This window comes from Corallococcus praedator (assembly GCF_003612125.1).
Lineage (GTDB): Bacteria > Myxococcota > Myxococcia > Myxococcales > Myxococcaceae > Corallococcus > Corallococcus praedator.
In genome coordinates this window covers 1-11,825 of sequence record NZ_RAWI01000295.1, presented here as the reverse complement: position 1 = coordinate 11,825, position 11,825 = coordinate 1, and the positions used below count along the sequence as shown (strand labels likewise).

8 protein-coding genes are annotated in these 11,825 nt (G+C 70.1%); 6 read left to right on the top strand and 2 right to left on the bottom strand.

Translation table 11 applies throughout. The features are described 5' to 3' along the window. Nucleotides 1-293: 293 nt before the first annotated feature. Together D7Y13_RS29580 and D7Y13_RS29575 are read left to right on the top strand one after the other, a co-directional pair. Nucleotides 294-3,962: an HYR domain-containing protein gene (locus D7Y13_RS29580; RefSeq protein ID WP_158620396.1), complete on the top strand. Its 3,669-nt coding sequence runs from the start codon at nt 294-296 to the stop codon at nt 3,960-3,962. Between the two features lie 188 nt (nt 3,963-4,150). Next, nucleotides 4,151-6,616, top strand: a complete 2,466-nt coding sequence (locus tag D7Y13_RS29575; protein WP_233595631.1) for a PQQ-dependent sugar dehydrogenase — start codon at nt 4,151-4,153, stop codon at nt 6,614-6,616. A 21-nt stretch (nt 6,617-6,637) separates the two neighbouring features. On the opposite strand, the gene D7Y13_RS29570 is transcribed toward D7Y13_RS29575, so the two are convergent. Next, nucleotides 6,638-8,437 (bottom strand): eCIS core domain-containing protein, encoded by a 1,800-nt coding sequence (locus tag D7Y13_RS29570; protein ID WP_120584161.1) that lies wholly within the window; start codon nt 8,435-8,437, stop codon nt 6,638-6,640. Between the two features lie 277 nt (nt 8,438-8,714). Here D7Y13_RS29570 and D7Y13_RS29565 point away from each other — a divergent pair, with 277 nt between their 5' ends. From D7Y13_RS29565 to D7Y13_RS29550, 4 genes are all read left to right on the top strand, one after another. Further along, the gene (locus D7Y13_RS29565) at nt 8,715-9,107 is read left to right on the top strand and encodes a hypothetical protein (RefSeq protein ID WP_120531634.1); all 393 of its coding nucleotides are present in this window, start codon (nt 8,715-8,717) and stop codon (nt 9,105-9,107) included. A gap of 82 nt (nt 9,108-9,189) precedes the next feature. Further along, on the top strand, nt 9,190-9,723 hold the full coding sequence (locus D7Y13_RS29560) for a hypothetical protein (RefSeq protein ID WP_120531633.1): 534 nt from the start codon (nt 9,190-9,192) through the stop codon (nt 9,721-9,723). Nucleotides 9,724-10,173: 450 nt separating this feature from the next. Beyond that, a complete protein-coding gene (locus D7Y13_RS29555) occupies nt 10,174-11,205 on the top strand; it encodes a serine hydrolase domain-containing protein (protein ID WP_158620395.1) in 1,032 nt (343 codons plus the stop codon). An 87-nt stretch (nt 11,206-11,292) separates the two neighbouring features. After that, complete coding sequence (locus D7Y13_RS29550; protein ID WP_120584159.1) at nt 11,293-11,571, top strand: DUF2867 domain-containing protein; 279 nt, start codon at nt 11,293-11,295, stop codon at nt 11,569-11,571. Between the two features lie 39 nt (nt 11,572-11,610). On the opposite strand, the gene D7Y13_RS29545 is transcribed toward D7Y13_RS29550, so the two are convergent. Beyond that, nucleotides 11,611-11,825 (bottom strand): hypothetical protein (locus D7Y13_RS29545; RefSeq protein ID WP_439329238.1); only part of this gene is annotated, 215 nt, incomplete at its 5' end.

Below are 11,825 nucleotides of genomic sequence, written 5' to 3'. Positions count from 1 at the left end.
CAGGGGCACGATGCTGTTGCTCGCGATGCACAGCGGGGGGCTGCAGGCCTCCGCCGAAGGGGGCCGTGCCATGCCCCAGGCCCCAAGGAACACTCCTACGCTCAGCGCGGTCCAGCCAGGTGTCTTCATGGCCCTTGAGACACGCGGACCCGGCGCGCTGGGACATGGCCTCCGCCTGGGCAGCCCGGGAAGGCGACCTCGACGGAGCCGACCTTGCACCGCTGAGCAGGCCCGTACCCCGTCCGGAGGGGAGGTGCCTCGCCGGAGCGGGCTCGGGTAGGGTTGGCGAACCTATGCGTTCGCTCCCGGGGCTCGTGCTCCTCCTGTCCTCGCTCGTCTCCTGCGCTCCTCCCTCCACGGACGGCGCGTCCCCCAGCGGCACGGAGCCCTCGCGCTCCCGGTCGGCGCTGTCCTCGGGCGCCAGCGCTCCGGTCCTGCTCGGGGACTTCCGCACGGGCGTGGTGGAGAACGCGACGTACATCGTGCCAGACCTCATGGGCGTGGCGGGCGGGAAGGTCATCTTCGCGGACACCGACGGCAATGGCTATGAGCCCTGGGTGACGGACGGCACCCCGGAGGGAACGCGGCCCCTGGGAGACTTGAACCCGGGCCCCCAGGGAAGCCTCAGCGTGCGGGCGGAGACGCCCTTCGGTTCGCGCCTGCTGATGCCTCTCCATGACGCCGTGCACGGCACCGAGTGGTGGGTGACGGACGGCACCCCGGAGGGCACGCGCCTCATCAAGGACAGCGTGGAGGGCGGCGGGGGCGTCACCGGAACGTCGGTGGTGATGAACGGCGTCTTCTACTTCATCGCCGACAACGGCAGGACGGCCTGGGAGCTGTGGCGTTCGGACGCGACGAGCGAGGGCACCTGGCGGCTGGGGGTGAGCCCGTTCGGCCAGTACAACTACCACGAGGTCAAGGCGATGGTGGCGGTGGGGGACGTCCTCTACTTCGGGTCGAGCAACAAGCTCTACCGCTCCGACGGCACGGTCGAGGGCACCCGTCTGCTCTCCACGTTCGACGACAGTGCTCACACGGTGGAGACGCGCGTCTTCACCCGCGCGGGTCGGCTGTTTTTCGACGTGGGCTACAGCGGCTCCTGGACGCTCTGGACCAGCGACGGCACGTCCGAGGGCACCCGCCGCGTCAGTGGCGCCTCCGGGCCCATCATCGCGGAGGACGGCGACCGGCTCTTCTTCGAGCGCGTCAGTGGCTCCACGGCGCCCTATTCCCATTCCCTGTCCCTCATGCAAGAGGACCCGACGTCCACGCGGCTGCTCAAGACCGTGTCGTCGAGCCTCTCCTATGCCGGCGCGATGTCGTTCGGGAAGGTCGGCTCGCAGCTCATCTTCGCGTGGGCCACCACCGCGGAGGGTTCGGAGCTGTGGCGCACGGACGGCACGCCCGCGGGAACGGTCCTGGTGAAGGACCTGGTGCCCGGCGCCGAGTCCTCGGGACCGACGCGGGGCATCCTGCTGGGGGACCGCGTCTACTTCCTCTCGAACACGGTCACGGGCTCCGCGCTGTGGCGGACGGACGGGACGGCGGAGGGCACGGTGGAGGTGATGGCCTTCGCCGCGAAGCTGCCCACGCCGGTGGACATGCGCAGGGTGGGCACGGCGCTCGTCTTCACCGCGAACGACGGTGTGACGGGCTCCGAGCCCTGGACCAGCGATGGCACGGCGGAAGGCACGCTGCGGCTCGGGGACCTGAACCCCGGCGCGCCGGGCTCCTCCCCGGACGAGTTCGCGGTGAGCGGAGACCGGTTGCACTTCCTGGCCACGGTGGAGGGCCACAAGGAGGTCTGGGCCACGGATGGGACGGTCGCGGGGACGCGGCGGGTGAAGGCGTTGGATCCAGCGATGCACCTGCTGTGGTCCCCCGACACGCTCGGCCGTGCGTTCTTCGGTGCCGAGGAGGACGGCCGGATGAAGGCCTGGCTCAGCGATGGCACCGTCACCGACCCGCCGCCCGTCCGGGTGATGGCGGCGTCCAATGGCAGCTCGAACCCCAAGGACTTCGTCTCCTCGGGCGCGACGGCGTACTTCGTCCCGGCGCGGAAGGGCGGGTTGATGGACCCCATCGTCCAGACGGACGGCACTCCGGAGGGCACCCGGGACGCCATCGCGCTGTCCTACGGGGAGAACACGGGGTATCCCAACCAGCTCACCCTCCTGAACGGGGGCAGGCTCGCGTTCCAGTCCGCCTACTCCAGTCTCTACGTGGGCAACCCCGGAGCGGGCACGGCCGTGAGTTCGAACGGCGCGGGGTCCCTGATGGACTTCAATCCGGTGGGGACGAAGCTGGTGGGCCTGTGGTGGCAGAGCCCGTACTTCCAGCTGTGGACGCATACGGAGAGCAGCACGACCACGACGCGGCTGCTGTCGTTGTCCAGCACGTTCAGCACCTCGCCAAGGTTGTTCCCGGTGGGGGACGTGCTGGTGTTCGCGTACTACAACGCCCCCGCGTATCGCTGGGACCTGATGCGGACGAACGGCACCGCCTCGGGCACCACCCGGGTCACGCAGGTGCCGGCGCAGCCGCAGTCCTTCACCAGCTCGGGCGGCCTCGCCTGGTACGTGGCGCAGGGCGCGCTGTGGCGCAGCGACGCCACGCTGGCGGGCACGCTGGCGCTGACGGCGACGCAGGGACTCGCGCCCGAGGAACTGAAGGCGGCGGGCGGGCTGCTCTTCTTCACCGCGACGGAGGCGGGCGTGGGGCGTGAGCCCTGGGTGTCGGACGGGACGGTGGCGGGAACGCACCGCATCGCCGACTTCCAGCCGGGGGAGGGCGCAAGCCGGCTGCTCGCGGCGACGCTGCACCACGGCACGCCGTACCTGCTGCTGCAGAACGCCCAGGGCCGCTTCCTCGTGCGGACGGACGGAACCCCGGCGGGCACGGTGAAGGTCGCCGAAGCGACGGGGGCGACGTGGCTCGTCTCGCGGGGCGGCGCGCTGTTGTTCGACGCGGCGGAGCCCGCCACGGGCCTGGAGCCGCGCTTCTACCTGCCGGGGGCGAGCGGCTCCACGCTGCTGGGAGACGTGACCCCGGGGCCGCTCGGCTCGGCGCCCGGGGTGCCTGTGTTCGCGGGCGCCCGGATGGTGTTCGCCGCGACGGCGGTGGAGGAGGGCCGCGAGCCGTTCGCCATCGAGCTGGACGCGACGCCGCCCACGGTGACGTCCGAAGTGGAGGGGACGCTGGGGGGCGGAGGCTTCTACCGGAGCGACGTCTCGGTTCGCTTCCAGGCCGGGGACACGGAGTCCGGCACCGCGTTCTCCACCGTGGGCTGTGAGCCGCTGACGGTGACGAGCGACACGCCGGGACAGAGCGTCACCTGCACCGCGTACTCCCTCGGGGGCGCCACGGGCCGCACGGTGACCGTGCGGCGGGACACGACACCGCCCACGGTGCGCTGCCCGGCGGACCTCGTCGTCACCTGGGGCGCGGCGCCGACCTACGACGTGAAGGCGACGGATGTCATCGACGCCGCGCCCGTCCTCCGCGTCACGCCCGCCACGGTGCTCCCGGTGGGCCAGCACACCGTCCAGGCCGAGGCGACGGACGTGGCCGGCAACCGCGCCTCGTGCCAGTTCCAGGTGACCGTGCTCCCGCCGGAGGTCGTGGATGCCGGCACGGATGGCGGCACCGATACCGACGCGGGGACCCCCGTGGACGCGGGGACCTCCGTGGACGCGGGGACCTCCGTGGACGCGGGGACCTCCGTGGACGCGGGGACCTCCGTGGACGCGGGGACCTCCGTGGACGCGGGGACCTCCGTGGACGCGGGCACGGGCGTGGATGCCGGTCCGGGGACGGATGCCGGCACGGATGGGGGCGCGAAGCCGGAGGACTCCGGCTGTGGCTGCTCGGGCTCGGGCGCGATGGCGGGCACGCCGTTGCTCCTGCTGACCCTCGTGTGGATGTCCCGACGGCGCGCGCGCCCGCTCGGGTCCGTGTAGCGCCGGACCGGAGTACGGGGCCGCCCATCTGCCACGTCCATGCCCCCAGAGGCACGGACGTGCGACCCGCGGAGGAAACCGGCGCGCAATGGCTGACAGCACTCCGGGGCCTGGGGGGCGGATGGCCGAGGGAAGGGGAGGTGCCAGCTTCCCGTCTTCCGACATTCTCCCACCCATGGGATGAGTTCATGCTGTCATTGCGACGCTGGCTGCCTCACCTCGCGGTCTTCCTCCAGCTCTGTCTGGGATGGGGGCCACCGGCCGTGGCCCATCCCCAGGCCCCCCTCGCCCTCCCGGGAGGCTTCTCCTCCGAGCTCGTGGTCGCCGGCCTGCAGTACCCGACGACGTTCGCGCCCCTTCCCGATGGGCGCCTGCTCATCGCCGAGAAGGAAGGGGTGGTCCGGCTCTTCAAGGACGGCTTCCTCCAGCCCGTGCCCTTCATCGACATCCGTGGGCGGGTGAACTCGCACCATGATCGCGGGCTGCTGGGGCTGGAGGTGGATCCGGCCTTCGCCACCAATGGCTTCATCTACCTGCTCTACACCTACGACGACGATGACACGGATGACTCCGGGCCGAAGACGGCGCGGCTGGCGCGCTACACCGCCGTGGGGGACAGGGCTTCGCCCGCGAGCGAACTCGTGCTGCTCGGCACCTCGGTGGGCAACTCCTGCAATGACCTTCCCGAGGGGGCTGACTGCATTCCCGCGGACAGTCCTTCGCACTCCGTGGGCTCCCTCCGGTTCGCGCCGGACGGCACCCTCTTCGTGACGTCGGGAGATGGCGCCCGCTTCGACGCGGTCGACGACAACGCCCTGCGGGCGCAGCGCCTGGACTCCCTCGCGGGCAAGGTCCTGCGCATCACCCGCGCCGGCGAGGGCGTGGCCTCGAACCCGTTCTGGAACGGGGATGCCGGGGCCAACCGCTCCAAGGTGTGGGCGCTGGGGCTGCGCAATCCCTATCGCTTCAGCCTGCGCCCGGGCACCGCCACGCCCTACCTGGGCGACGTCGGCTGGGCCACCTACGAGGAGATCAACGTCGCGCTCCCGGGGGCGAACCTGGGCTGGCCCTGCTACGAGGGGAACTTCCGCCAGAGCGGCTACGAACCCAAGCCCCTCTGCCAGGCGCTCTACGCACGAGGGCCCGGCGCGGTGCGAGCTCCGCTGTACGTCTGGGACCACGGCGTCGGCCAGACGGCCACGGGCGGCGCCTTCTACACGGGCCCCGCGTACCCGGAGACGTGGCAGGGCGCCTACTTCTTCGGCGACTACAGCCAGCAGTGGATCCGCTCCCTGCGGGTGGATGCGAATGATCAGCTCGTGCCCGACAGCGTGACGCTGTTCGCGACCGGGGTGGGCGGGCTGGTCGAACTCGGCATCGGGCCGGACTCCAACCTCTTCTTCGTGGACATCCTCGCGGGCGAGCTGCGCCGCATCCGCTACACGGTGGGGAACACGCCACCCGTCGCGGTGGCCTCGGCGACGCCGCGCGAGGGGCCGCCTGCCCTGCTCGTGCGCTTCTCCAGCGCGGGCTCCAGCGACGCGGACAATGACACGCTCCAGTACCACTGGGACTTCGGGGACGGCTCCCCCGTGTCGGCGCTGCCCGCCCCGGAGCACACGTATGTCGCGGCCGGCGCCTACGTGGCCCGGCTGACCGTCAGCGATGGACGCGGGGGTAGCCATTCCGCCACCGTGAGCATCTCCGTGGGCAACCTGGCGCCCGTCGCGGTCATCCACTCGCCCTCGGAGACGTTCCGTTTCAAGGTCGGCGACGTGGTGGCCTACTCGGGCTCGGCGAGCGACGCCGAGGAGGGCCCCATTCCCGACGACCGGCTGGCGTGGACCGTCACCCTGCGCCACTGCTCGGCGGGGACCTGTCATTCCCATCCGTACGCCACGAGCACGGGAGCGGCCGGTTCGTTCACCATCCCGGACCACGGAGACGAGGTGCACTTCGAGCTCACGCTGACCGCGACCGACCTGGCGGGGCTGACGGGCAGCCGGACCATCACGGTGCAACCGCAGCTCGTGCAGGTGACGCTCCAGACGTCACCGCCGGGGCTGGAGCTGGTGTTCGACGGCACGAGCGCTCCGGCGCCCCGGGTCCGCCAGGTCATCGTCGGCTCCACGCACACCCTCGTCGCGCCGTCGCCGCAAGGCGTCTTCGAGTTCCGCGAGTGGTCGGACGGCGGGGGCGCGGAGCACGTCATCCAAGCAGGGCCGAGCGACGCCAGCTACACGGCCTTCTTCGAAACCGTCGCCCCCGCGGAGTGCCCGCTCGGACAGTATCGGGCGGAGTACTTCGGCAACCGGGACCTGGCGGACGCCCCCGCGCGGGTGCGCTGCGAGGGGGCGCCGTTCGCGCGTTCCTGGGGCACGGGCAGCCCCGTGCCGGAGGTCGGGCCCGACGACTTCTCCGTGCGCTGGACGGGACGGTTCTACTTCGTGTCAGGCCTGTACTTCTTCCTCGCCCAGGCGGATGACGGCATCCGCGTGTTCGTGGACGGCGTCCGCATCATCAACGGGTGGAGGGACCAGGCGACCACGAGCTTCCTCGTGGGGCGGCGGATGCGCGCCGGCGAGCACACGGTGGTCATCGAGTACTACGAGCACGGGGGCGAAGCCGTGGCCGGGCTCCGCTGGTCTCGCTGAGCCCGGCGGAGGGATGGCCGGCTAGCGCCCACAGCGGCTGATCTTGGAGACGGTCATCGTCAGGGCATTGGCGAAGCCGTGGGCGTAACAGCTCTCGTGCCAGGACTGGGCGATCAGCGGATCATTGATCTGGGTGGGCACGCGGGTCATCTGGAAGAACGAGCGTGACTCGCTGCCATGCAGCTGGGGACCATCGCGATCCTCGTAGTTGCGGGCGTAGTTCTCGAAGGTGATGCGGTCCGCTCCGCTCTCCGCGACCACGCCGCCCCAGTGGTACTCCCACACCGGCTCGCAGTAGACAGGCGGAGGAACGGGCCCCGGCGGGCGGGGCGCCACCTCGTCCCGCATCCGCATCCAGTTGCGGTGCTGGGCATCCTGATAGCGCTCCATGCCGCCCACCGAGTACGTCTGGAACGCATCGCCCACCCGTGAGTCGGCATAGGCATTGAGGCCCAGACGGAAGAGGAGCTGCTCATAACGTGTGCCGAGCGTGGCGCTGTTGAGGGTGACAGCGTTGAGCGTCATGGCTGCATGGGCACGGACCCGGTTCACCAGCCGGCCATAGTTGCGGCCGATGGGACCGCAGTAGCCCAAGAGCGCCGCCATCTGGGCATTGGGGGTATTGGCACCCGCCAGGGCGTTCTGCAATCCCACCTGGTAGTCGTTGACCGCGCGTTGCCGGGCCGCGGCGGCGTTGGGTCCCTCTCCCTGTCCATGGAAGAGGAACGTGGTGATGAGGACCGCCAGCCGGAAGGGAATGTCGCCATGGGCCGCGTAGGCAGGGGCCCAGCCTCCGAGCTGCCAGCGCGGCAGATTGAGGAAGAGCTGATTGCCGGACTGCTTGAACTTCGCGGTGCGGTGCGAGTCCTGCTGCTCCCCCATGACCTTGCCGGAGATCTCGTTGCAGTTCTGCGAGACGGCGGGCTCGAGCTGCCCGTTCTCGGACATCGCCACCTGGAACAGCCGCTTGGGTCCCGGGCCGTTCAGGAAGGGCAGACAGCCCGGCTGCGCGGGGGGGCCGATTTCGAGGTAGCGCGGCCCGGGGACCTTGGCGATGCGATAGCTGGAGCCCACGGACTTCAACGCGCGGTTGCACCGACCGATGGCGCTGTCCGTGGCGAAGAAATACTTGGCCTGTTCGTGGTGGGGATCGGTGTCTTCGATGGCGAGTTCGTTGTCATCCGAGAACCGGAGCGCGACCTGGTTGTGCGCCCGCACCATGACGTTCGCCGACCCCGCGTCGATGAGGAAGCTGTCCGCGTGCGTCTTCGGGTGGGGGTGGGGCCGCAGTCCGTCCCGCTGCGTCTCGAAGGTGGCGTTGTGGAGATTGACGTCCTGGGCGACGAACTGGGCGTTGGGGATGACGTGGTACGCCTGAAGCGCGGGGGTGGGTGAAGCCCACCGGCCCCCGCCCGTCCCCGGAGCCGTGAGGTGCGCACGCTCACCTGAGAGGGCCCGTGCCGCCAGGGCCTCGGCCTCTGCCTCCAGGGCCCCATCCACGAGCAGCCCGGTCCCGCCGTGCCCATGAGGTGCGCGCCCCGCGCGCTGTTGCAGCACATGCACCAACTCGTGCGCGAGGATCCGGGTCCCGCGAGCCGAGTCGAGCTCCAGTGCTCCCGGCGCGAAGAGGATCTGCTCTCCCCAGCACAGGGCCTCGGCCCCCAGCCTCGCGACCAGGGGATGCTCGTGCAGGCGCACACCGCTCAGCTCGGCCCCGAAGGCGCGCTCGAACCGGACACGCAGCCGGCTCGGGAGTGCCCAGCCCCGAGCGCAGGCCCGCTCCAGGAGCGCGGGTGAGAACCAACGGTGCCGAGTGTCCAATATCCGTGCTCCCAGGGGGTCGGGTCATGTCCCGTGAAGGACATATTCTACACCCGTGGCTCCCGGCTCACGCGAGCGCCTGAAGGCAGGCTGCCCACGGGCCCAAGCCCTCTGCCACGCCCCTGAGGAGAGCGCGGCCTGAGCAGGCGTGATCCGGACTGGCGCAGCGATTCACATCGAATCCAGGGGTTCCTTGCTTGACGGCGGTTGAAGCGGTCCGCTACTCAGGCCCGCTTTCCCGTGGCTCTTCGGCTGCGTCATTCCAGAGGGAAACACCATGAAGAAGCAGACACTCATCGCGGGGTTGGCGGTTGCGACGTTGGGGCTTGGCACCGCGGCCTGGGCCGGTGTGAAGCTCACCGTGCCCGTGGCCATCGACCTCTCGAACCGGTACGCGATCGGCAGCCTCGGCGCTGCCCGTGCGTCGGCCGACACCAAGCAGTACATCGGCGTCTCGACGACGATTTATGCGGGCGGCGAGGCCGCATCCGTCTTCGCGCAGGACTCTTCCGGCACCTACGTCAGCTGCTACTCCTACCGGCCCAGCTTCGTCGCGGCGGCGCGCGCGCTGGCCAGTGACTCGTACATCCACTTCGCGTGGGATGCGCTCGGCGAATGCACGGAGCTCTCCGTCTACACCGTGTCGTATTACGACCCGAAGACGCCGTGACCCCTTCGCGGGCCCGCCCGCCGGCCGTCCTCTCCCAGGCCGGCCCACGGCGGGCCCTTCGTTCCGGGGTGGAAACGCGCCCATGAGCACCTCCCGCCTGTGGCCCTTCGTGGGCGTCGCCATTCTCTCCGGAGCCGCCGGCTTCGGCACCGCTGCCTGGCTCGGGCCCGCGGAGGGGCGCGCCGTGCGGTCCGACGCACTGGAGCGGCAGGAGGCCCGGCTTGAGGAGGCCCTGCGAAAGCTAGAGGCCTGCAAGCCTCCCGCGGAGGCGCTTCCCATGCGCGCGACGGTGGCCGTGGACACCTCCGGGCTGCGCGAGGAGATCCGTCAGATCCTCAAGGAGGAGCTGCGCGCCGCCACCTCCGCGCCAACGCCCTCCGCGCCGGAGCCTCGGTCCCCCGAGCCGACCCCGCGGAGCGTGGCCGATTTCAACCAGGGGCGAGGGCTGGTGGAGAACGCGGTGGCCACCGGGCGATGGAGCGAGGCGCAGCGCCAGGAGCTGCGCACGCTGTTGCCCCAGCTCACCCCGGAGCAGCGGCAGGAGCTCATCCGCACGCTCGTCGTCAGCATCAACAGCGGCAAGGTGAAGGTCGAACTGGTCGGCGCCCCTTTCTGAGCCAGGAGTTGCACGTCGGCGATGCAGTCAGGGTTGGGAGCGGGGTGGGGGGCGTCTACTGAACACCCGGGAGAAGCACGAAGAAACTCAACACCTGGCACGGTGACGGACCTGGAGCAGGGCCCCCCAAAGCGCTCGGCCTGCCGAGTCGAAGAAATCCCATGCGCGTATTTTCCCTCCCGCCTGTGTCGGGGGAGAGGTGACACCGCGGCAGCCGAGCAGTGTTCCTTGCGCATGGACATTCACTCCCGGCGTCTTGAAGTCAGTCACGGTGATTCACTCGAGCATGGGTCCTCACGAGCGTCGCCGATTCGTTCGCCCGTGAGAGACCCCGGCGGAATGTCCCGTACGCGGTCGAGGCTTGCCTCGCTCTGCTTCGCCCTGTGCCTCGGTCTGGCGGCCGGAGTCGTCACGGGTTGCGACGACGATGATGCGTCTTCGAGGCTGCACATGGACCTCCAGTCCATCATCGAGGACGCCGTCTCCAAGGGCGTGACTCCGGGCGTCTCGCTGGCCGTGGCCTCCGACGAAGGTTCGACGTGGCTGGGGGCCGCCGGTGTCGGGGACGTCGAGCGGAATCAGCCCATGTCCGCGCAGCACCGCTTCCGCGCGGGCAGCATCCTCAAGACCCTCGTCGCCACCGCGGTGCTCCAGGCTGTCGAGCAGGGCACTCTCGCGTTGGAGGACACCCTGACGGAGCGACTGCCAGCGAGCGTGACGGACCGCATCGAGAACGCGCAATCCATCACCGTGGCCATGCTGCTCGCTCACCGCTCGGGCATTCCGGAGTGGGTCACCGACGAGACGAACCTGGCCATCATGGCGGACCCGGAGCACCTCTGGACGCTCGAAGAGATTCTCGGCATCGCCGGAGCCCAGCCCTCTGCGTTCCCTCCCGGTTCTGGATATGGCTACTCGAACACCAACTACGTGCTCCTCGGCGAAATCCTCTCGGCCGCGGAAGGCCGGAGCTGGCGCGCCATCGTCCGCGAGCGGGTCATCGAGAGAGCAGGGCTCTCCCACACACGCCTCCCCGAGCCGGGAGACCTGGACTGCCCCGCGCCCTGCGCTCGTGGCTACGTCCCGCTCGATGAGGGACTGGCGGATCTCACCGTGGTCGACCCTTCGATGGCCGGAGCTTCTGGCGGTCATGCCCTTGAGACCACCGTCTCCGACCTCCTCACCTTCTGGAAGAAGCTGCGCGCTGGCGCGCTCTTCGAGCGCAAGCAGACGCTGGAGTCCATGCTCGCGTTCCAACCGGCGCCCGAGCCTGAGTCGCGACTGGTGGGCTACGGGCTTGGAGTGATGCAGCTCGACTCCCGAGGGGTCGTCGCCGTCGGCCATCTGGGCACCACGGCGGGCTATCAGAGCTTCATGCTCTACGTCCCCAAGACGGGCCGCTACATCACGGGGAACATCAATGTGATGGGCGACCTGGCCGCGGTGCTCGTGCCCATCATGGACCGCGCGGGACGGCCTTGAGTCCTGGCGTGGAACGCGGGGCGGACTCGGCACCTCTGCCCTTTGCCGGACCGGTGGCGAGGGCCAGGGTATACGGTGCCGTATCCGATGACAGGACTGGCCCCGGGCAGCCCGGCCTCGTTCTTCACCGTGCGCCACGCGGAGGAGGAACACGTCTGGGTGGTGGCCGCGACGGACAAGCACCTGGAGGCCACCCTCGCTGTCGTCGCGGAGCCGGCGCCGGGCGGTGGGGGCCGGCGCCGCTTCCACGTCGTCACGTTGGTGCACTACCGGAACTGGGCCGGCCCCGTGTACTTCAACGTCATCCGGCCCTTCCACCACCTCGTCGTCGGAGGCATGGCGCGCACCGCGGCAAAGGCGAGATGAGCCTTCCCGCTTCGGGCGTCGCCCGGACGCGGGCCGGGACTAAGTAGGTCGCCAGAAGTTCTCTAACAAATCGCGTAGCCAGAAGCCCTCGGCGAGGCAGCCCGCCTTGCGGAGGGCGTCCTGGGCAGAAAGGCCCAGCACCCAGCGGATGGCGGCGCCGACGTGCTGCTCGACCGTGGGGTACTGACGGTTGGCGGAAACGCGTTGCTTCAGGGGGCGCCACAGATGATCCATGCAGTTGAGTTCTGAGCGCT

What these genes read in the sequence shown, in the direction of transcription:
- D7Y13_RS29550 (WP_120584159.1), top strand. Translation starts at nt 11,293, where the DNA reads ATGACAGGACTGGCCCCGGGCAGCCCGGCCTCGTTCTTCACCGTGCGC.
- D7Y13_RS29565 (WP_120531634.1), top strand. Translation starts at nt 8,715, where the DNA reads ATGAAGAAGCAGACACTCATCGCGGGGTTGGCGGTTGCGACGTTGGGG.
- D7Y13_RS29580 (WP_158620396.1), top strand. Translation starts at nt 294, where the DNA reads ATGCGTTCGCTCCCGGGGCTCGTGCTCCTCCTGTCCTCGCTCGTCTCC.
- D7Y13_RS29555 (WP_158620395.1), top strand. Translation starts at nt 10,174, where the DNA reads ATGGACCTCCAGTCCATCATCGAGGACGCCGTCTCCAAGGGCGTGACT.
- D7Y13_RS29575 (WP_233595631.1), top strand. Translation starts at nt 4,151, where the DNA reads ATGCTGTCATTGCGACGCTGGCTGCCTCACCTCGCGGTCTTCCTCCAG.
- D7Y13_RS29560 (WP_120531633.1), top strand. Translation starts at nt 9,190, where the DNA reads ATGAGCACCTCCCGCCTGTGGCCCTTCGTGGGCGTCGCCATTCTCTCC.